Raw genomic sequence first — 20521 nt, forward strand, 5'->3', positions numbered from 1 at the left:
ACCGCGACGAGTCTAGCGGTCCCCCGCTGCCTGGTTCCCGGGCGGCGTGCCGCGTGTGGACGGTTCCTGCTCGGCGCTGCGCCGCAGGCCCCGTCGCCACCGCACCCCGACGGCGACCTGGACCCCGAGCGCGGCGACCATGAGCGCGACGCCGAGGACGATGCGCCAGACGTGCAGCAGGGCGTGCCAGGGCTGGGCCTGCGGGTCGCCGAAGGCCTCGGGACGGAGCGAGAACACCACGGCGGCGACGGCGAGCAGCACGAACGAGAGCACCCGCGAGCGCTTGATCCGGCGCGTGTCGGAGCCGTCCGGCTGCGGCAGCACGTTCGATGGCATGTCGGAGGCCGTTCGTCCGCTACGATGGTGGCGCTGCGGACTGGTGCCGCAGTGCGGGGATGTAGCTCAATGGTAGAGCCCCAGTCTTCCAAACTGGCCACGCGGGTTCGATTCCCGTCATCCCCTCCACGTCCTCTTCACGGCTTCCGACCGGCGCTGCGCCGAAACTCGATTCCCGTCATCCCCTCCACACCGTCGTCGCGATCAGGCGGTCGTCTTCGTCAGGCCGTGCTCGGTCTTCTCCCAGTAGTGCGGCCGGGTGATCAGCTGCCACAGGCCCTTGTACGCGGCGACCGAGTGCAGGATCCAGTACAGCGGGTTGAGGAGCGCCCAGCCCATCAGGTCGAACCGACCGCGCTTGTACGGCCCCATCATCGTCAGGTAGATCATCGTGGCGTTGCCGAGCAGGAAGTCGAGCACGCAGAGCCACAGCACCGGCGCCGGGAACAGCGGCGCGGTCCAGTCGGCCGGCAGCACGAGCGTCGCGATCGTCACGAGGACGCCGGGCAGCATCCCGAGGAACGTCAGCGGGGTCCCCGCGATGAGCAGGGCGAACGCGGCCGCGCGACGCGGGCCGATCTCGCGGACGAGCGCCCGGGGCCTGCGCGCGTGCACGAGGGCGGTCTGCATGTAGCCCTTGATCCACCGGGAGCGCTGCCGGACGAAGTTCGGGATCGAGGTGTTCGCCTCCTCCATCGTCGTGGAGTTGACGACGGCGACGCGGTACCCGACGGCGGACGCGCGGATGCCGAGGTCGGCGTCCTCGGTCACGTTGTAGGGGTCCCACCCGCCGAGCTCACGGAGCAGCTCGGCGCGGAAGTGGTTCGACGTCCCGCCCAGCGGGATCGGCAGCTGTCGCGCGTCGAGGCCGGCGAGCATGTAGTCGAACCAGTACGAGTACTCGAGCGTGAACATGCGCGTGAGCGCGTTCTCGTCGGCGTTGAAGTAGCTCAGCGCCGCCTGCACGCACACGGTGTCGTCCCCGGCGCGGTCGAAGGTCAGGAACACCTTCTTGAGCTGGTCGGGGTCGGGACGGTCCTCGGCGTCGTAGATGACGACGTACTCCCCCTGCGCGATGGCGAGGCCGACGTTGCAGGCGCGCGGCTTCGTCTGGGGTGACCCCGGCGGGACGATGACGATGCGCATCCAGTCCGGCGGGGCTGCGTCGATGACGGCCTCGCGGGTCTCGTGGTCCTCGGCCTCGACGAGCACCAGGACCTCGAGCCGGTCCTTCGGCCAGTCGAGCACCTCGAGGTTCCGGACGAGGTCGTGCACGATGTTCGCCTCGCGGAACACGGGCACGAGCACGGTGTAGGTCGGCAGGGCGTCGTCGTCCAGGGCGGCGACGTCCTCGGCCGAGACCTGCTCGACCAGGTCGAAGCGGGCCCCGACCATCGACACCCAGAACTTGAAGAGGATCCCGGCCAGGAACCCCAGGGAGAGCACCGCCGTCGCGACCGCGACCGTGCTGCCCGGTGCGAGGACGAGGCACACCGCGAACAGGAGCAGGGCGACCGCACCGCCGACCCGTTGTCCTCGTGAGAGGACGGTCCGTGCGGACAGGGCCGGGTTCGTCCGGGCGAGACCGTGGGCGGCGAGGTCGGCGACCTCCTCCTCGAGCTCGTACGCGATGCGCTGCCGGACGTCCGCCTCGGACGCGCTGCGGAGGACGACGGGTTCGCCGAACTCCTCGGTGAGCGCCGCCCGGAGGACGTCCGGGTCCGACCGACCGCTGGTCAGGACGAGGACGCCCTCGCGGATGCGGGCGGACGCGACCCAGCCCTCCTCGACGTGCCGCTGCACGGAGCACCGGTGCCGCGGTCGCCAGTCGACGTCCTCGCCGCGGTGCCGACCGGTCCCACCGACCACGACGGTCGGCTCGGCGTCCACCGGCGGCCGCGCTCCGACGGCGGTCACCGGAGCACCACCGCCGCGACGGCGTGCATCCACTCGACGACGACCTGGCGTTCGGAGGCCGCGGCCCACGCGAGCGGGACCTGCAGGACGGCGAGGACGACGACCAGGGTGCTGGTGACCCGGCCGGCGACCGGCGGCAGGATCGCGATCGCGACGCTGAGCATCGTGACGAAGACGTTGCCGGCCGTCGCGACCGGCACGAGCCCGATCGCGTACCCGCCCACGGTCCCGACGAAGAGCGCCGCGACGAGGGCGATCGCGCCGGGCCGGCGGACGAGCAGGGCCAGGGTGGCCCCGGCGACGAGCATCGTCACCAGGAGCAGGCCGTCCGTCGAGGCGAAGAGGTGGCGCAGGCCGTCGAGTCGCTCCTCGGACACGCTGATCGTCCCGCGCAGCGCCGCGAACGGGTCGTGGAGCACCATGAGGTCGAGGACGGCCGTCGAGAGCGCGACGGCGAGGCTCGGGAACACCAGGACGAGCACGTTCGCCCGCCGGATGCCGCGCTGGTCGTGCCGTGCCAGGTCGAGCAACGGGGCGGCGAGCGCCGCGATGCCGACGTAGACGAAGCCCATCGGGTCGACCAGCGTGGACAGCATCAGCGCGAGGCCGGCGCGGAACCCCGCCTGCGTGTCCCCCCACGCGAAGAACCGCACCATGTCGACGACGGCCAGGGCGAAGAGGGCGATGCCGAGGAACGCCTGCAGGTCGTCGAGCGCGAGGAAGGCGTACAGCGGGTTGGCGCCGAGCGCGATGGTGAACGCGACGACCTCGCGCATGCGCAGGCCGCGGCGCAGCATGTCCTGCGCGAGGAGCTGGAGCAGCACGCCGGCGACGATCCCGCCGAGCACCGCGGCACCCTGCACACCGAAGGGCATGAAGCGCAGGAGCACCCCGGAGAGCAGCGGCCAGAGCTGCCCGATGGCCGGCACCACGCCGCCGTCGAGCGCGGCCGTCGCCCGGTCGAGCGTCACCTGGTTGCCGGTCAGCCCGATGAGCGGCGTCGTCGTGATGCGCGACGCCACGAGCGCGAGGGCCACGTAGGGCAGCGCGAAGGCGGCGCGGAGCAGCCACCGGACGGCGACGGACGGCAGGGGCCGCAGCGGTGCGGGTGCCGGCACCGCACCGGTCGGCGCCGGGTGCGAGCGGGAGAGCGTGACGGTCATGCGGCTCCTCCGGGTGAAGCACGCAGGGGTGTCCTGCACCGTCCATTCCACCCCGTGTCCCCGGAGCGCGACAGCCCACGAACGGGGTACAAGCCGGTCCCCCTCGTGGCGGACCGACCAGCACCGGGTGCGCCGGGTCAGTGCACGTCGGTCCCGTCCGTGACCGTGCTGTCGGCCGCGATCAGCTGCAGCTGCGTCAGCACCACGGGTGTGGCAGCCTCGAACGCCAGCGTCCCGCCGGTCACTCCGCCCGCGAACCGGAAGATCCGGGTCTGCCCGGCCCAGGTGAACGCCGCGTCCCGCTCCTCGACGGCGTGCACCACCGTGCCGTCCGCACTCCGGAGCACCGCACGCCACGAGGCCGTCACCGGCACTGCCGCGGTCACGGTGTACAGGGACGTCCCTGCCGCGGTGACCGGCACCGTCACCGACTCCCCTGCGGCGAGCGCCACCGGGGTCAGTCCGGTGTCGTCGGTCAGGGGCGACGCCCCCACGGGCAGGACGTCGTCGGGGGTGTCCCGGAAGCCGTGCAGCTCGGACGCCGAGACCGGTCGGGTGTCCGCAGCCCACCCCGTCGGGGCCTCCGCCAGGGTGACGACGATCCGCTCCGCGGCGGCGACCACCGTGTGCGGGATGCTGATCGAGTCCCACGGCTCACCGTCGACCGTGACGGACGCGATGAACCGTCCGTCCCCGGCGGTCTCGATGACGGTGGACGCGCCTCCCGGCCGTCGCAGGACCGTCCGCCGGACCGACGGCGGGACGAGCACGTAGGTGCCGGTCGCCGGTGCCAGCGGGTACAGGCCGATCGTGGCGAGGACGTACCAGGCGCTCATCTCGCCGTTGTCCTCGTCGCCCGGGTACCCCTGACCGAGGTCGGAGCCGACGAAGAGCCGGTCGAGGCACTCGCGGACGATGCGGTGCGCGTCGTCGTGCCGTCCGGTGAACATCGGGAAGAACGGGATGTGGTGCGCGGGCTGGTTCGACAGGCCGAGCATCCCCGTGCGGACGTCGCGCGCCTCGGTCATCTCGTGGATGGCGAACCCGTAGGACCCGGACCGGTCGGTGGCGCCGGTCTCGGGCCGCTGCAGGAACCGTTGGAAGGCGTCGTCGAAGCCGGCCGGTCCACCGTGCAGGTCGACGATCCCGGCGCCGTCGTGCGGCGCGGTGAACATCGTGCCCCAGGCGTTGGTCTCGGTGTAGTCGCTCCCCCACACGTCCGGGTCGAAGTCGTCCCCGGACCGCCAGGCGCCGTCCGGCGTGCGGCCGATGAAGAACCCGCGCTCCCGGTCGAAGACGTTCCTGTAGCGGAGCGAGCGGCGTGCGAACCACTCGTGCTCGGCCCGGTACCGTCGCTCGCCGTCCGCGTCACCGGTGGCCGCGGCTCGCGTGGCCATCGCGTCGGCCAGGACGGCGACGCCCCAGTCGTTGATCGCGGCGTCGAGGGTCCACGACATCCCCTCGTCGGTCGCCGTGTCGACGTACCCGCGGAGGTCGCCCGGGAGGCTCCCCTTCCGCCCGACGCGTCGGTCCAGTGACGGGACGGTCGCGTTCCGCACCGCGGACCGGTACGCCTGCTCGACGTCGAAGCCGTCGACACCCTTCGCCACGAGATCGGCGAGGACGGTGTCGCTCGTCGTGCCGGTCATCACGTCCTCGGCCCCGGGCGCACTCCACCGCGGAGTCCACCCGCCGTCGGTGAAGTGGCCGACGACCCCCTCGGCGAGGTCGGCGGCGGTGTCGGGCGTGAGCAGCGCGAGCAGCGGCCAGGCGGTCCGGTAGGTGTCCCAGAACCCGTTCGTGGTGGTGAGCGGGCCGTCGACGACCTCGGGCCCGGGCTCGTCGCGGATCGGCACGGTCAGCACGCCGCCGTACGGGGAACGGTGTCGCGGGCTCCCGGTCAGCGCGGTCTCCCCCGCCCGGGTCGGGTGGAGGAACGCCCGGTACAGGCCGGAGTACAGCGAGACGAGCTGGTCCGGGGTGGCACCCTCGACCTGCAGTGTGTCGAGTTCGGCGGTCCAGCGTTCCTCGGCGTGCTGGTACATCGCGTCGAAGTCACCGGCGGCGTCGAGGTTCGCGACCGCGTCCTCGGCGGACACGGTGGAGATGCCGAGGAGCACGTCGGTGTCACCGGCGACCTCGACCCGTCCGCGGAGCTCGCCGTCGACGAACGTCGTCCGGTCGGCGAGGGCGTTCCCGATCCGCACGTGCACGTGGTGCGGCGGCGTCTCGGCCCGGTCGTCGAGCAGGGCGTCGACGACCGCGGTGCCGTCCTCGATGCGGACCGTGCACGAGCGGAGGACGCCGTGGTGGTCGAGGACGATGCTGCGGACGCCGGTGAACCGCCACGCGAGGGCGAACTCCCCGGCGGTCATCTCGGCGGTGACGCCTGCGTCGAGGGTGACCCGGTAGCGGTGCGGGCCGTCGGCCTCGTCGACGTGGTCGAAGCCGAGCGCGCGGGCGGTCCGGTCGAGGTCGGGGTCGGCGAGCGGGGAGGGCATGACCTGGAACACCCCGCGGTCGGCCATCCACGGCGAGGGCAGGTGACTCGTCGCGAACGCCTGGATCGTGGGCCGGTTGTCGCTCCGCCGGTTGTGCTCCTGGTAGGCGTACGGCCACCGGCTGTCGGCAGCGTCGGTCATCGGCAGGCCGAAGACACCTCCGTGCGGGAGCCCGACGAGGGGCGCGGTGTTGCCGCGCGAGAACGTGCCGGACGAGTGGGTGCCACGCGTGGTGCGGACGTGGTCGAGCGGTCGGGCACCCTCCGGCAGGTGGCCGGTCGCGCGCCCGGCGGGTCCGATCCGGACGTCGTCGAGCCAACCGCGGACGGCGGTGCCGGGGTCACCGTCGGGCGCGGGCCGGTCCGCCCGGCCGAGCCGGGCCTCCAGACGGTCCACCGTCCGGCCGACGTGCGCCGACAGGTCGACGGTCCGCCGGTTCCACTGGTCGACCCACTGCTTGCGGGCGTCGTCCTGCGCCTCGGGGGTGACGAGGTCGCCGTACTGGTCGCGGGCGCCGCCCGCGCTGAGTCGGGTGCCGTCGGTGAAGACGACGTCGAGTGCGAACGCCGTGGCGGCCCAGAACCGGTCGAGGTCCGTGGTCGTCGGCTCGGTCCGCCCGTCGGGCAGCGACCGCTCCGGGAACCAGACCCAGGTCAGGACGTCGGTCGGCCCGACGTCGTGACCTCGGTGCCCGTCGAGGACCTGCACGGTCCCCGTCGGGTCGGTCTGCTCGATCGGGGTCGCCTGCTGCGAGACGAACCCGACCCCGTTCCGGGCCGCGACCGCGGTCACGGGGCCGGTCGGGCCGCCACGGCGTTCAGCACTCATCGGTCGGTCGTCCTCACTCGTGGGTCGTGCTCTGCCCGTACAGCACGTTCGTCAGCCCGGACACGTACCCGCTGACGTCGCCGTCCGGCAGGTTGTACGTCATGAAGACGCCGTACCCGTCGGCCTTCGAGCGCTGCGCGAGCGACACCGCCGTCGACTGCGGGGTGTTCTGGATGTCGACCGCCGCCGCCGAGAGCCGGTCCTTGCCGAGCCCCGGGATCGACGGCGCCGAGTACGTGCCGTAGTAGGGGTTCCAGGCGTAGTCGAGCTGGGAGCCGATCGCGCTGCTCGACGACGACAGGGCGTCGGACGCCGGGCCGATGTCGTAGAACGAGACGAGCTTGTCGGGCATGTCGGCGCGCAGGGCGCTGACGAGCCAGCCGATCGACTGCTGGTTCGGCTGCGGGGTGCCGTCCGTGCCGTAGTCGGAGTACTCGTCGTCGAGGTCGACCCCGTCGAGGCCGTACTCCGCGACGGTCGCGGAGACCTGGGCCGCGAAGTCCTCGGCGGCGGCCTGCGTCGGGAAGTTCGCGATGCCGGTGCCCTGGTGGTTGCCGAGGATCGACAGCGACACCTTGATGCCCTTCGCCTGCAGCGGCCGGATCTGCGTGGCGGCGTCGTCGAGGGTGCGCTGCACGTTCTCGTTGGCGTACAGCACCGCGTTGCCGTCCGCGTCGCGGTTGATGTTCGCCGCGAAGATGATCGCCACGTCGAAGGCGTTCGCGCCGTTCGCGAGCCGGTAGCGGCCGACGTTCGCGAGCTGGTCGTTGTTGACCTCGACGTAGGCGATGCTCGTCGGGCCGTCCTTCGTGGGGACGTCGTGCGGCTGCTTCCCGTGGCCGACACCGTGGTACGCGCCGACCCCGTGGGAGAGGCCGGTCGGGGACGGTGCCGCCGACGCTGCGGCCGGCACCATCGGTGCTGCGAGCATCGCGGCGAGCGCCGCCACGATGCCGATCTTCACGGACTGCTTCATGTCACTCCTCATCGAGTGGTGGCCCGGTCGACCGGTGCCGACCGGGGACCGCCGCCGGGGATCCCGAACCCCCGGCGGCGGGGGTCTCAGGCGCGCGGGTAGCGGAAGGTCCGGACCTCGTACGCGTCGACCGGGAAGGCCGCGACACCGTCGGTGAGCGCGGCGACGCCCGGCAGGGCGTCGTCGACCTCCTCGAGCAGCGTCACCTCGACCGGGTCGCCGAAGACGCCGGGCTCGGCCACGGCGATGCCGCCGGTCCCCCGCCGCCCGCTCGGCTCGTACACGCGGACGACCAGGTCGCCCGAGCGGTCGTCGGCGAGCTTGACGCTCGACAGCACGACGTCGCCCGACACCTGCACGAGCGGCTCGAACCCGTGGGCGCCCGTGATGCGCCGTGCCGGGGCGTTCATCACGATGCCGGCCGCGGTCGCGCCGAGCTGGTCCGTCCCGACGACGATGCCGTACCGGTGGGTCTGCACGCCCTGGTCGGTCTTCGGGTCGGGGAAGCGCGGTGCGCGGAGCAGCGAGAGCCGGACGGTCGTGGTGACGTGCCCGTCGACGGCGTCACGGGTGGTGTCGAACCCGTGGATCGAGGAGTTCACGAGGGCGACCCCGAACCCGGGCTCCTCCACCAGCACGTAGCGGTGCATCGACGTCTCGAACTTCGCGGCCTCCCACGAGGTGTTCGTGTGCGTGACGCGCTTCTGCGCGCCGAACTGCGTCTCGGCGACCGTGTGCTCGGCGCGGACGTCGAGCGGGAACGCCACCTTGAGGAACTTCTCGGTCTCGTGCCAGTCGGTCGTCTGGTCGAACTCGAGCGTGCGGGAACCGGGCGCGAGCACGATCTCCTGCGTGACGGTGGAGTCCCCGAACGAGCGCGACACGACGATGCGCGCGATCCCGGCGGCGTCGACCGATGCGTCGAGCGAGTCGACGGAGACCAGGTCCTCGACCCGGTTCCGGTAGTACCGGTCGACGTCCCACGCGTCCCACATGTTCGGGAAGTCCTGGTGCAGCTGCAGCAGGTTCGCGGCCTGCCCCGGGGCGATCGCATCGCGTCCGGTGGCCAGGTCGACGGCGCTCGTGACGAGCCCCTGTGCGGTCACGACGATCCGCACCAGGTCGTTGGTGAGCACGTACCCGCCGTCCTGCTGGGCCAGCGAGACCGGCTCCGCGGTGGGCACGTCGGTCGCCGGGAGCGCACCCTGCGCGGGAGCACCGGCCTGGAGGACCGGGGCCGGGTTGACGACGACGGTCTCCGTCCCGGGGCCGGCGAGTGCCGACAGCGCGTCCTCGATGATCGCGGTCAGGGCCGCGGCCGTCTCCGCGTACTTCGCGACCGCCTCGCGGTGCACCCAGGCGATCGAGGTGCCGGGGAGGATGTCGTGGAACTGCTGCAGGAGGACCTGCTGCCAGAGCGCGTCGAGCTCGTCGTACGGGTACACGAACCCGGTGCGTGCCGCGGCGGTCGTGGCCCAGAGCTCGGCCTCGATGAGCAGCTGCTCGCACCGGCGGTTGCCCTGCTTCGTCTGGTGCTGGCTGGTGAGCGTGGCGCGGTGCAGCTCGAGGTACAGCTCCCCCACCCACACCGGCGGGTCCGGCAGCTCCGACTTCGCCCGGTCGAAGAACGCGTCCGGGTGCTCCCACCGGACCTTCGCGCTGCCCTCGAGGTCGGCGAGGCGTTCGGCCGTGCCGGTCATCTCGCGCGTCGTGCCCCCGCCACCGTCACCCCACCCGACCGGGGCGATCGACCCCGTGGCGAGGCGGTTCTCACGGAACTGGCGGGAGGCCTTCGCGACCTCCTCCCCGGAGAGCCGGGAGTTGTAGGTGTCCATGGACGGGAAGTGCGAGAAGACCCGCGACCCGTCGATGCCCTCCCAGAGGAAGGTGTGGTGCGGGAACTTGTTCACCTGGTTCCACGAGATCTTCTGGGTGAAGAACCACTCGAAGCCCGCGCGGCGCATGAGCTGCGGCAGCGCCGGCGAGTACCCGAAGCTGTCCGGCAGCCAGACGCCCTTCGGCCGGATGCCGAACTCCCGCTCGAAGAACCGCTGTCCCTGCGAGAACTGCCGCACGATGCTCTCGCCCGTCGGCATCACGGTGTCGGACTCGACCCACATGCCGCCGAGGGGCAGGAAGCGACCCGCCTCGACCGCGGCCTGCACCCTCGCGTAGACCTCGGGCCGGTGCTCCTTGATCCAGGCGTACTGCTGCGCGCTCGACATGCCGTAGAGGAAGTCGTCGGTCTGGTCGATGAGCTCGGTCATCGTCGAGGTCGTCCTGGCGACCTTCCGGATCGTCTCGCGGACGGGCCACAGCCACGCGGAGTCGATGTGTGCGTGCCCGATCGCCGAGATCGTGTGCGCCGAGGCCGCTGCGGGCGCGGCGAGCACGTCGGCGAGTGCGGCGCGGGCGTCCGCTGCCGTCCCGACGATGTGCTGGAGGTCGAGCCGGTCGAGGGCGTCGTCGAGTGCCTGCAGGATCCGCATCCGCCGCGGGCCGTCGGGCAGCTGGGCCTGGAGTTCGAGGAGGACCTCGAGGTCGAGCGACAGGTCGTGCACCTCGGACGCGAACACCGCGAGGTCCATCCGGCGGCTCGTGTACAGCCGCTTCGACGACGAGGTCTGCACGTCGCCCTCCTGCGTCGGCAGGAAGGGGTGGTAGTCGAGCAGCACCGGGTTCGACGCGGCCTCGACGAAGAGCTCGACGGTCTCGCCGCCCTCGGCCCGCTCGGTGACGAGCACCCACTGGTTCCGCGGGTTGATCGACTTCACCGGCGTGCCGTCGGCCAGGTACACGAGCCCCTCGCACTGGAACCCGGGCATGTTCTCGTCGAAGCCGAGGTCGATCACCGCCTCCACGCGCTGCCCGGCGTACTCCTGCGGGATCGTGCCGGACAGCCGGAACCACGTCGTGCCCCAGGCCGCGCCCCACGGCGTCCCCACCTCGTACGGCGTGAAGTCGAGCTGCAGACCGGCGGCGGGCGGGACCGGCTCACCGGGCAGCTCGTGCCAGGCGGCTCCGAGCGGCACCGCGGTCGCGTGCACCGCGGGCAGGATCCGCTCGTCGAGGACCCGTCGGGCGCGTCCGGTGGTGAGGGGGATGTCGTCGTGCATGGGGTCCTTCCGGGTGGACGGATCGGGGCGTGGTCGGGCGGGGCGGTGGGCCGTGGTGGGCCGGGGTCAGGGCATCGTCGCGGGGTGGGCGATCGACAGCGCGGTGCCGGCGAGGTCGTCCGGCACCTCCACGGTGCTCCTGATGCCCCTGGCCGCGGTGTGCGCGGTGTCGGGCAGCCGGGAGCGCAGCACGACCTGGGGTCCGCGGCCGTCCGTGGCGGACTCGGCGCACGCGAGCCACGCGGCCGCGAACCGGCCACCGGGGGCGCAGTCCGCACGCACCCCGTACCGGGGCGAGCCGTCCGGGAGCACGTCGTCCAGCACGACCGCGGTGGTCGGCGGCGCCGCGGGGGCGGGCAGACCGGTCCGGGCCAGGGCGGCGAACGCCTCGCCCGCGGGCTTCAGCCGGCCGTCGTTCGTGAACAGCCCGAGGTCGTACTCGAGCTCCGGGAAGTCGGCGAGCGACCGTGCGACGTCGTGCGAGCACCACCAGGTCACCCCGAGCAGGTCCTGGGCGCCGGCGACGTGCCGGATGGTCCGGTCGGTGAACGCGGCGGCGTCGGCCGGGTCGACGACGTTCGTCGGGGCGCCGACCTCCTGCAGCCAGTTCGGTCGACCGGGCTCACGGTTCCAGGCCGCGGCGAGCTGGAGCAGGTACTCCCCGTGCCGCACCGACCCGGCGCCGAGTGCGCCGTGCAGGGCCGCGGACCCGTTGAACACCCACGAGTGCGTGACCGTCGCGTCGCCGTGGTCCGCCGCGTGGGCCGGACCGAAGGGCTGCGTGTCGTCGTACCAGGCCGCGTCGTACTGCGCGACGGTGACCAGCGGCGCAGGACGCGACCCGGGGGCGGCAGGAGCCGACGAGGCGGACGCGGGTGGTGCCTCCCGGCCGGCCGACGACCCGACCGTGGACCCACCGGACAGCCCGCGCCGCGCCGCCGCGACCATCGCCGCGGCCCACGCGTGTCCCTGTTCCGCGGTGATGTCGTGCGGTGCGGGGTGCGGTGCGTGCGCGAACTGGTTGACCTCGTTGCCGATCGAGATGCCGAGCAGGTTCGGCTTGTCGGCGACCGCCGCGGCGAGTGCCTCGACGTACGCGGCCGTCGACGCGACCACGTCCGGGTCGGTGAACATGTTCCGGCGGTGCCAGCTGTCGAGCCACGACGGCACGAAGTCGAAGCTCGACAGGTGCCCCTGCAGCGCGTCGACGTTCACGTCGAGCCCGAAGGAGCCGGCGATGTCGACGACGGTGGCGACGTCGCGCAACGCCGCCTCCCGGATGAGCGTCCGGTTCGGCTGGACGACCGGCCACAGCGGGAAGATCCGCACGTGGTCGGCACCGAGCGAGGCGATCTGCTCCATGTCCCGCGCGGTGTCCGCCGGCGAGAAGTCGAGCCACGAGTGGAACCAGCCGACCGACGGGGTGTGGTTGACACCGAAGCGCATCAGCCCTTCACCCCGCCCTCTTCGACGCCCTTGAAGAAGAAGCGCTGCAGGACGGCGAAGATCACGGCGATCGGGATGAAGGCGATCATGGTGCCGGCGGCGATCATGCGCTGGTCGGTCGCGAACGTGCCCTGCAGGTACTGGAGTCCCACCGTCAGCGTGAGGTTCTCGGGCGACTGCAGCACGATGAGCGGCCAGAGGAAGTCGTCCCACGCACCGATGAACGAGAAGATCGCGATCACCGCGATGGTCCCCTGCACGGCGGGCAGGGAGATGTACCGGAGGCGCTGCATCGCGTTCGCGCCGTCCACCACCGCGGCCTGGTCGATCTCCTCGGGGATCTGCCGGAACGCGTTGAACATGAGCAGCACGTTGAGTGCGGCGATCATGCCCGGCAGCGCGACGCCGACCAGGTTGTCGGCGAGCCCGAGGTCCTTGACCGTGACGAACTGGCTGATGATCGTCGCCTCGCCCGGCAGCACCAGGGTGGCCAGGAAGAGGCCGAGCACGAGCTTCCGGAAGCGCCACTGCAGGCGGGCGAGGGCGAACCCGGCGAGGGTGGCGAACACGATGTTGCCGAACACGTCGATCGCGGCGACGAGCAGCGAGTTGCCGATGTACCGGAAGACCGGGATCGCCGCCGCCACCTTGAGGTAGTTGTCGAACGTCGGCTCGCTCGGGATGAACGACGGGTTCGCGGTGTAGATGTCCTCGCCCGCACCCTTGAGCGAGGTGGAGAACTGCCAGAGGAACGGGCCGATCGTGATGAAGAGGACGACCACGAGCAGGACGTAGCGGACGACCTTCTCACGGGTGGACATGACGCCCCAGACCCGGCGGCGCTTCCGCGGTGTCGGACCGGAGGCGCGTCCGCGTGCCGTCGCGCCGGTCACGTCCGGTGCGGGTGCGGCGACGCCGGCGGCGCCCCCGATCACGGGTTCCGTGGTGCTGGTCGTGTTCGTCACTTGTCCGCCTTGCTGTTCATGCGCGCCAGGGCGAGCATCGGCACCAGCGTCACCACGAAGAGCAGCAGGCTGAGCGCGGACGCGTAGCCGAGGTTGCCGGTGAAGCCGCGGGCGTACTGCTGGATGAGCATGACGAGCGAGTTGTCCTGCCCGCCGGGTCCGCCGGTACCGTTGGTGAGGATGTAGAGCTCGCTGAACACGCGGAGCGCGCTGACGCACACCAGGATGCCGACGAGCGTCGTGGTGCCGCGGACACCGGGCATGGTCACGGACCAGAAGCGGCGGACCGACCCGGCACCGTCGAGGGCGGCGGCCTCGTGCAGGTCCTTGCCGACGTTCCCGAGCGCCGCGAGGAAGATGATCATGTAGTAGCCGAGGCCCTTCCAGACCGTCAGGCTGATCGCGCTGATGAGCAGCAGCCACCGGTCGGTGAGGAACGGGATGCCCGCGCCACCGAGCGCCTTCACGATCTCGTTCACCACGCCGCGGTCGTCGAGGATCCACGTCCAGATGAGCCCGACCACGACGGCCGAGGCGATCACGGGCGTGTAGTACGCCGTACGGAAGAACGCGATCCCGGGGAGCTTCTGCTGCACGAGCACCGCGATGAGCAGCGGCAGGACGGTGAGCAGCGGCAGGCAGATCGCCATGTAGATGACGCTGTTGAGCAACGCCTCCCACACCTGCGGGTCGGCGAGCAGGGTCTGGAAGTTGCGGACGCCCACCCACTGGCTCACGCCCCCGAGCGGGCTGGCGTTCGTGAACGACAACCGGACGGTGTTGATCGACGGCCAGAGGCTGAACGCGAGGAGCCAGACGAGTGCCGGCAGGACGAGCAGCCAGGGCGTGAACCAGCGGTTGGCGCGCATCAGCCGTTGGCCAGGAGCGAGTTCATCTTGTCCTGCGCGGTCTGCAGGGCCTTCTCCGGCGAGACCTGCCCCTTCATGGCGAGGGCGATCTGCTGGTCGAGGAAGTCCGTCATCGCGGAGTTCGCCTCGACCGGGTTGAGGACCTTCGCCTCCTTGAGCGCCTCGTTCGCGAGCACGCGGGCCTTGCCGTTCACGGTGCCGTCGTCCTTCGAGAAGTACGGGTCGGCCTGCGACGAGACGGTCGACGGGAAGATGTTCACCTGGTGGGCGAACGCCTCCTGGTTCTTCGCGTTCGTCATGTACTGCGCGAACGCCTCGGCGGTGGCGAGGTGCTTCGACTTGCTGGACACCGACAGGCCCTGCACGTACAGCGGCGGGGTGTCGAGCGCCGGGCTGACGGTGACGTTGCCCGTGAGCGACGGGTTGCTCTTCTCCATGTCGGCGAGCGCGGTCGCACCACCGGTGGTCCAGGCGACCTTGCCCTGGGTGAAGAGCGTCGAGTTGCCGAGGTAGTCGCTGTTGAGGACGTTCGACGGCATGTAGCCGTCCTGGTACGCCGTCCTGTACCGGTCGATCAGGTCGGCGGCCTTCGACGAGTCCGCGAACGTGAACTTCGTCCCGTCCCCGTTGACCACCTTGACGCCGGCGAGCGTGAAGTCACCGAGCCCGGGCTTCCGGCTCATCAGGTAGTCGTCCGGGCAGTTCTCGTGCATGGTCTTCGCCTGCGTGAACAGCTCGTCGGTGGTCTTCGGCGGGTCGTTCGCGTCGAGCCCGCACTTCGCGAACATCGTCGAGTTCCAGTAGTCGACGTCGGTGTTGAGGTACCAGGGGTAGCCGTAGGTGCCGTCGAGTCCCTTGTACTCGTACGAGTCCAACGCGCCGGCGACGTACGTGCTGCTCAGCGTGCTGTCGTCCTTCGAGACGTCCTGCAGGAACCCGCGCTTCGCGAGCGGCAGCGCGATGTCCGGCGGCAGGTTGATGACGTCCGGCAGCGAGTTCGACGACGCCTGGCTGAGCACCTTGTCCGCGTAGCCGTCGCCCGGCTGGTCCTGCAGCTTCACCTTCGCGTCGGGGTGTTCCTGCTCGAAGCCGTCGATGACGCCCTGCAGGTAGTCCGTGTAGGTCGGCGTGAGCGCCCAGGTCTGCAGGGTGATGGTGCCCTCGACCTTGCCGTTCCCTCCGCCGGTCGCGCCGCTGCTGCCGCTCGAGCAGCCGGTCAGGACGAGGGCGGTGGCCGCCGCGGTCGCGAGCAGCGCTGCCGCGCGGCCCCTCGTCGGTCGTGGTGTGGTCCTCATGGCGTTGTGACTCCTTCGTCATCCTGCTCAAGCGGTTCAGCCGTCGTGTGCTGCAACCGGGTTGCGTGCCACTGTGCGGGACTAAAGCGTTATAGTCAACCCCGTGCAACCGAAGCGTCGGACGACGATCGCCGACATCGCCGCCCGAGCCGGCGTGTCCATCAGCGCGGTGTCGTTCGCGCTCAACGACCGACCGGGCGTCTCCCCGGAGACCCGTCGACGGGTGCAGGAGATCGCGCGCGAGCTCGACTGGCAGCCGCACACCGCGGCGCGCGCGCTCGGTGGAGCCCGGGCGGGCTCGATCGGGTTCGTGCTGAACCGGCCCGCACGCACCCTCGGGACGGAGTCGTTCTTCGGCGACCTGATCTCCGGGATCCAGCTCGGTCTCGCGGGCACCCACGTCGGCATGACCCTGCTCGTGGCGCGGGATGCGGACGAGGAGCTCCAGACGTACCGGGACTGGTGGCGAGGCCACCGGGTCGACGGCGTCGTCGTGATCGACCCGAGACAGGACGACGACCGCCTGGCCCTGCTCGCCGAGCTCGGGATGCCGGCCGTCGTCGTCGGATCCCACCCGTCACCGGCGGGTGCGGCGCCGAGCGTCTGGATCGACGACTCCGACGCCACCGAGACCGTCCTGCGCTACCTGCACGCCCTCGGTCACCGCCGCATCGCCCACGTCGCCGGTCCTCCGGAGTTCGAGCACACGGCGATGCGCACGGCGCGCCTCGAGACGTTCGCCGCGACCGAGGGGCTCGAGCGGACGGTGTCGATCCCGACGGACTACTCCGCGGAGGCCGGCGCCCGTGCGACGCGGACGCTGCTGTCCGGCACCGACCGGCCGACCGCGATCGTGTACGACAACGACGTGCTCGCCGTCGCCGGCCTCGGCGTCACGAGCGAGATGGGGATCGCGGTCCCCCGCGCGGTGTCGATCGTCTCGTTCGACGACTCCGCGATGATCCGCCTCGTGCGACCCGCGATCACGTCCCTGACCCGCGACACGGTCGAGCTCGGGCAGCGGGCCGCCGTGCTCCTGCGCGAGCAGATCGACTCGGGCGCGGTCCTGCCCTCACGCCCCGGCCCCTCGTTGACCCTGAGCGTGCGCGACTCCACCGGTCGCGCACCGACACGCCCGCACGGCGGCCGTTCCACACGCTGACCGCGCGGCTGACTTGACGCCGGTTCGAACACACGTTCGAATACCCCTGTGGGACGGCGTCGCGAGAACCGGTGGCAGCCCCCGGAACACCCGGAGGTCGAACGCCCGCGCGCCTACTCCCTGTCGGAGGATGCCCGCGGGCCCGACGTCTGCCACGCGGTCACCCCTGCACCCGTGTGGGCGTGGATCCAGTTCCCCACGTTCCACATCCGTGTGAAGGGCTTCGCGAAGAGCTGGACCCGTGACGCCGTGCTCGTCGAGTGGGCGCAGTTCGGGCAGCAGGCCGACGCCTGGGTCTGGCGGTCGGCCGTGAAGCACCGCACGCTCCGCGCCGACCCACGGCATCCGGGGAACGCACCGCATTGACTTCCACCCGCATCACGAGGATCGTTCTGCCCGTACCGCTTCGTCGAACTACACGATCATCGAGAAGTTCGACGGCCACGACCCGACGAGAGGAGGCACTGTGAAGAGGAACGAGGTGCCGTCCTGGGTCGCCCACGTGCTCACCCCGCCGGAGGTCATCGCGGCCTACGTCGAGCGCCGGATCAACGATCCGGCCCTGCTGTCGGGTGTGCAGTCGGAACCCACGTACGCGGACTTCCTGCGCGCCGAGTAGGCGGTCGGCCGGGAGGCACGACGGACGTCCCCGACGTCAGGGAACCTGCCCCGCGCCTCCCGTCCGACCCGCGTCAGGTCGCGCGCGACCGCGTCGCGCCGACAGGGTGACCCCGACGCTGGCGACGCTCACGCAGGCCAGGGCGACGACCTCCTGCACCGCGAGCTCCTCGTGCAGCACCACGAGGCCCGCCAGGGCCGCGATCGCCGGACCGAGGCTCTGCAGCACACCGAACACCCGGGTGGGCATCCGGCGGAGCGCGAGCATCTCGAGGGCGTACGGCAGCACGGTCGAGAGCAGCGCGACGCCCGCGAACACGAGCAGCAGCGACGGGTCGCCGACCACGCCGTCGACGGCCGGACGGAGTCCGGTCGGCAGCGACACGAGCATCGCGACGACCATCGACACCGCCAGCCCGTCGACCCCGGGGATGGCGGCACCGACCCGACGGTTCATCACGATGTAGCCCGCCCAGCACGCGGCAGCGGCGATCGCGGCGACGACGCCCCCGACCGCGGTGACCGCGGCCGGACCGACACCGAGCAGCACGACCCCGGCGAGCGCGAGGGCCGCCCACGTGACGTCCCGCCACCGTCGGGTGTGCGCGAGCGACAGGGTGAGCGGTCCGAGGAACTCGATCGTCACGGCGACGCCGATCGGGATGCTCGCGAAGGCCACGTAGATGAAGACGTTCATCCCGCCGAGCGCGAGGCCGAGCAGCACCGCCGCCGTCCACTGCCCGCGGGTCCAGTGCCGGACGCGCGGGCGCACGACGAGCAGGAGCACGAGCGCACCGATGACGAGCCGGAGCGCAGCGGCACCGACCGACCCGACCTCGTCGAAGCGGGTCTTCGCCAGCGCGGCACCGATCTGCACCGAGAGCATCGCGGCGAGGGCGAGCACCGGTGCGGGGACGCGGGTCACGGTGCGGTCGCCATGCGTCGGGTCAGCCGAGGTACGCGAGCACGGCGAGGACGCGGCGGTGGTCCTCACCGGTGTCCTCCAGGGCGAGCTTGCCGAAGATGCTCGACACGTGCTTCTCGACGGCTCCGGTGCCGATCACGAGCGCACGGGCGATGGCGGCGTTCGTGCGCCCCTCGGCCATCAGCCCGAGGACCTCGCGCTCGCGGGGCGTCAGGGCGGCGAGCGGGTCCCGCCGACGACCCATGAGCTGCGTGACGACCTCGGGGTCGAGCACGGTGCCGCCCGCGGCGATGCGCCGGACGGCGTCGTCGATCTCCTCGAGCCGGGTCACGCGGTCCTTGAGCAGGTACCCGATGCCGGTCGCCCCGGCGGCCAGGACGTCCTCGGCGTAGGTGGCCTCGACGTACTGCGACAGCAGCAGGACCCCGGTGCGGGGTGCGACGCGGCGGGTGGCGACGGCGGCGCGCACACCCTCGTCGGTGAAGGTCGGCGGCATCCGCACGTCCATGACGACCACGTCGGGGGCACCGTCGGGCAGCGTGGCGAGGAAGGCGTCCGCGTCGGCGTACTGGCCGACGACGTCGATGCCGGCCTCGTCGAGCACGCGGGCGAGCCCCTCGCGCAGGAGCACCGCGTCGTCGACGACGACGGCCCGGATGCGTGCTGCACCCGGGCCGTCGCTCATGCCGACCAGCCTAGTGGGAGCGGGTGCGCCGACCGTGGCGCCGGGCCGCTCCCGACGTCGTCACCCGCGGACGACGGGGACGCCGTTCAGGGCTCCGAGCGGGATCCGGGCGGTGGCCTCGGTCGGACCACCCTCGGGGCTGTTCACGACGAGTTCGCCGTCGAGGGCGCGCATCCGCCCCATCAGGCCCTCGATGCCGTGGCCCTCCTGCGGTCGTGCGCCACCACGGCCGTCGTCGGTGACGCTGACCGTCAGGTACCAGAGGCCCGAGGCGTCGACGATGAGCCCGAGGTACACGCCGGCCGTCGAGGCACCGGCGTGCTTCGTCGTGTTCGTCAGGAGCTCGCTCACCGTGAAGTACACGTTGCGCTGGATCTCCGTCGCGAGCTCGAGCCCCTCGGGCAGGCGGACGTCGAGCCCGACGGGGATCGGCGTCCGGGCGACCAGTGCCTCGAGCGCTGCCACGAGTCCGCGGTCGAGCAGGATCGGCGGTGCGAAGCCGCGGGACAGGGCGCGGAGCTCGTCGAGGGCGTCCTGCGCGTGCTCGGTCGCCTCGCCGATGAGCCGCTTCGCCTTCTCCGGGTCGCGGTCGAAGGCGCGCTCGGCAGCGGCGAGGTCCATGCGGAGCCGGACGAGCCGCTGCTGCGGACCGTCGTGCAGGTCTCGCTCGATCTGGCGCAGTGCCTGGCCCTCGGCCGTCACGGCACCCGCGCGGGAGGCCTGCAGCCCGGCGACGCGCTGCTCGAGCTGCTCGGCACGGAAGCCACCGAGCAGACCGAGGTCGATCCAGTAGTGGGCGAGCACGGAGCCACGTGCCCAGAGGGGCAGGAGCGCCACCGACGCGGCCATCGACAGCAGACTGAGGAGTCCGATCGCGAGCAGCGCGGCACTGTCCGAGCTGGGCAGGTACATGCCGCCCACGCCGAGGAAGCCCCAGGCGACGGCGACCACGAACGGCCAGGCGAACCCGGCGAGGAGCACGACACCGGCTCCCACGGTCACGAGTGCCGCGAGCGGGTAGACCACGGCCGCGTGCAGCAGGTACAGCCAGTAGTGCGGGTTCGCCACCGCGGACCCGGTGCGCGTCCACCAGTTCTGCTGCCACCGTGGCGTCCAGTCCACCGGACGGATCGGCCGGGGGTCTGCCCACCCGATGCGGGTCTTCTCGAACTGGCCGAGCCACCGCGCCACGAACAGCGCGATGAAGAACATCAGGAGCACGAACGGGTTGAACAGGTCGCGCAGGCCCCGCCCGAACAGCGCCGCGGGGAACGCTGCGTACAGCGTGCAGAGCAGCACGGCCGTCAGCGCCATGTAGCCGAAGTCGCGCGGCAGGCGACGCCAGGCCTCGCGGTAGAAGCGACCGGCGGTCATGCCGGAGCCGGCACCACCCCCGTTGCCCGGCGCACCCGCGGCGGCGAAGGGCGGCTGCCCCGCTGCACCCGCGGGGGCGAAGGGCTGCTCCCCCGGAGCGGACGCCCGCCCCGTGGTCGGTGTCGCACCCCATCCCGAGGGCGCCGAGGACGGGCCGCCGTCGGGCGTGCGGGGCTGTTCGGGCATCGGCTTCGTGGCTCCCTGGGGCACGGCTCCGTCGAGCGGGACGGTCTGTGCACGATCGGCGGCGTGGTCGTCCAGCGGGACGGTCTCGGCCTGGTCGAGGCGGTCGGTGTCGGTCATGGGTCCAGCCTCACGGAGCCCGTCCCCGCGTCCCATCCTGCC

16 protein-coding genes and 1 tRNA gene are annotated in these 20521 nt (G+C 71.8%); 4 read left to right on the plus strand and 13 right to left on the minus strand.

Annotation, left to right across the window (positions count from 1 at the left end; all coding sequences use genetic code 11):
• Positions 1–12: 12 nt before the first annotated feature.
• On the minus strand, positions 13–336 hold the full coding sequence (locus M3677_RS03695; RefSeq protein WP_251154783.1) for a hypothetical protein: 324 nt from the start codon (positions 334–336) through the stop codon (positions 13–15).
• Between the two features lie 55 nt (positions 337–391).
• On the opposite strand from M3677_RS03695, the gene M3677_RS03700 reads away from it, so the two are divergent.
• Positions 392–465: transfer RNA gene (locus tag M3677_RS03700), tRNA-Gly, on the plus strand.
• Between the two features lie 75 nt (positions 466–540).
• Here the strand turns inward: M3677_RS03700 and M3677_RS03705 are convergent.
• The 9 genes from M3677_RS03705 to M3677_RS03745 form a co-directional block, all read right to left on the minus strand.
• On the minus strand, positions 541–2253 hold the full coding sequence (locus M3677_RS03705) for a glycosyltransferase (protein WP_251159818.1): 1713 nt from the start codon (positions 2251–2253) through the stop codon (positions 541–543).
• On the minus strand, positions 2250–3416 hold the full coding sequence (locus tag M3677_RS03710; RefSeq protein ID WP_251159819.1) for a hypothetical protein: 1167 nt from the start codon (positions 3414–3416) through the stop codon (positions 2250–2252). Before M3677_RS03710 ends, M3677_RS03705 begins: the two co-directional genes overlap by 4 nt.
• A gap of 137 nt (positions 3417–3553) precedes the next feature.
• Positions 3554–6745, minus strand: a complete 3192-nt coding sequence (locus M3677_RS03715) for a GH92 family glycosyl hydrolase (protein ID WP_251159820.1) — start codon at positions 6743–6745, stop codon at positions 3554–3556.
• 13 nt (positions 6746–6758) lie between these two features.
• The gene (locus M3677_RS03720; protein ID WP_066653112.1) at positions 6759–7721 is read right to left on the minus strand and encodes an endo-beta-N-acetylglucosaminidase H; all 963 of its coding nucleotides are present in this window, start codon (positions 7719–7721) and stop codon (positions 6759–6761) included.
• Between the two features lie 86 nt (positions 7722–7807).
• Positions 7808–10837: a glycoside hydrolase family 38 C-terminal domain-containing protein gene (locus M3677_RS03725; protein WP_251159821.1), complete on the minus strand. Its 3030-nt coding sequence runs from the start codon at positions 10835–10837 to the stop codon at positions 7808–7810.
• 66 nt (positions 10838–10903) lie between these two features.
• Entirely contained in the window at positions 10904–12283 is a 1380-nt protein-coding gene (locus tag M3677_RS03730; RefSeq protein WP_066653108.1) for a cellulase family glycosylhydrolase, read from the minus strand.
• Complete coding sequence (locus M3677_RS03735) at positions 12283–13248, minus strand: carbohydrate ABC transporter permease (protein WP_200884135.1); 966 nt, start codon at positions 13246–13248, stop codon at positions 12283–12285. Before M3677_RS03735 ends, M3677_RS03730 begins: the two co-directional genes overlap by 1 nt.
• Positions 13245–14117, minus strand: coding sequence for a carbohydrate ABC transporter permease (locus tag M3677_RS03740; protein ID WP_251159822.1), 873 nt, complete (start codon positions 14115–14117; stop codon positions 13245–13247). The genes M3677_RS03735 and M3677_RS03740 overlap by 4 nt, the downstream gene beginning before the upstream one ends.
• On the minus strand, positions 14117–15412 hold the full coding sequence (locus M3677_RS03745) for a sugar ABC transporter substrate-binding protein (RefSeq protein WP_251159823.1): 1296 nt from the start codon (positions 15410–15412) through the stop codon (positions 14117–14119). The genes M3677_RS03740 and M3677_RS03745 overlap by 1 nt, the downstream gene beginning before the upstream one ends.
• Before the next feature lie 103 nt (positions 15413–15515).
• Between M3677_RS03745 and M3677_RS03750 the strand changes: the two genes are divergently transcribed.
• The 3 genes from M3677_RS03750 (at position 15516) to M3677_RS03760 (ending at position 17193) form a co-directional block, all read left to right on the plus strand.
• Positions 15516–16574 (plus strand): LacI family DNA-binding transcriptional regulator, encoded by a 1059-nt coding sequence (locus M3677_RS03750; protein ID WP_251159824.1) that lies wholly within the window; start codon positions 15516–15518, stop codon positions 16572–16574.
• A 48-nt stretch (positions 16575–16622) separates the two neighbouring features.
• Positions 16623–16940: a hypothetical protein gene (locus M3677_RS03755; RefSeq protein WP_066653100.1), complete on the plus strand. Its 318-nt coding sequence runs from the start codon at positions 16623–16625 to the stop codon at positions 16938–16940.
• Between the two features lie 100 nt (positions 16941–17040).
• Entirely contained in the window at positions 17041–17193 is a 153-nt protein-coding gene (locus M3677_RS03760) for a hypothetical protein (protein WP_158407736.1), read from the plus strand.
• A 36-nt stretch (positions 17194–17229) separates the two neighbouring features.
• Here the strand turns inward: M3677_RS03760 and M3677_RS03765 are convergent, their stop codons facing one another.
• Genes M3677_RS03765 through M3677_RS03775 form a run of 3 tightly spaced genes read right to left on the minus strand, consistent with a single transcriptional unit; the run spans position 17230 to position 20479 of the window.
• A complete protein-coding gene (locus M3677_RS03765; protein WP_081984730.1) occupies positions 17230–18117 on the minus strand; it encodes a DMT family transporter in 888 nt (295 codons plus the stop codon).
• Positions 18118–18139: 22 nt separating this feature from the next.
• The gene (locus M3677_RS03770) at positions 18140–18802 is read right to left on the minus strand and encodes a response regulator transcription factor (RefSeq protein ID WP_066653098.1); all 663 of its coding nucleotides are present in this window, start codon (positions 18800–18802) and stop codon (positions 18140–18142) included.
• 60 nt (positions 18803–18862) lie between these two features.
• Positions 18863–20479 (minus strand): sensor histidine kinase, encoded by a 1617-nt coding sequence (locus M3677_RS03775; protein WP_251159825.1) that lies wholly within the window; start codon positions 20477–20479, stop codon positions 18863–18865.
• Positions 20480–20521 lie beyond the last annotated feature (42 nt).

The organism is Curtobacterium sp. P97 (assembly GCF_023712445.1).
Taxonomy (GTDB): Bacteria; Actinomycetota; Actinomycetes; order Actinomycetales; family Microbacteriaceae; genus Curtobacterium.

What these genes read in the sequence shown, in the direction of transcription:
- M3677_RS03695 (WP_251154783.1), bottom strand. Translation starts at nt 336, where the DNA reads ATGCCATCGAACGTGCTGCCGCAGCCGGACGGCTCCGACACGCGCCGG.
- M3677_RS03710 (WP_251159819.1), bottom strand. Translation starts at nt 3,416, where the DNA reads ATGACCGTCACGCTCTCCCGCTCGCACCCGGCGCCGACCGGTGCGGTG.
- M3677_RS03715 (WP_251159820.1), bottom strand. Translation starts at nt 6,745, where the DNA reads ATGAGTGCTGAACGCCGTGGCGGCCCGACCGGCCCCGTGACCGCGGTC.
- M3677_RS03720 (WP_066653112.1), bottom strand. Translation starts at nt 7,721, where the DNA reads ATGAAGCAGTCCGTGAAGATCGGCATCGTGGCGGCGCTCGCCGCGATG.
- M3677_RS03725 (WP_251159821.1), bottom strand. Translation starts at nt 10,837, where the DNA reads ATGCACGACGACATCCCCCTCACCACCGGACGCGCCCGACGGGTCCTC.
- M3677_RS03730 (WP_066653108.1), bottom strand. Translation starts at nt 12,283, where the DNA reads ATGCGCTTCGGTGTCAACCACACCCCGTCGGTCGGCTGGTTCCACTCG.
- M3677_RS03740 (WP_251159822.1), bottom strand. Translation starts at nt 14,117, where the DNA reads ATGCGCGCCAACCGCTGGTTCACGCCCTGGCTGCTCGTCCTGCCGGCA.
- M3677_RS03745 (WP_251159823.1), bottom strand. Translation starts at nt 15,412, where the DNA reads ATGAGGACCACACCACGACCGACGAGGGGCCGCGCGGCAGCGCTGCTC.
- M3677_RS03770 (WP_066653098.1), bottom strand. Translation starts at nt 18,802, where the DNA reads ATGAGCGACGGCCCGGGTGCAGCACGCATCCGGGCCGTCGTCGTCGAC.
- M3677_RS03775 (WP_251159825.1), bottom strand. Translation starts at nt 20,479, where the DNA reads ATGACCGACACCGACCGCCTCGACCAGGCCGAGACCGTCCCGCTGGAC.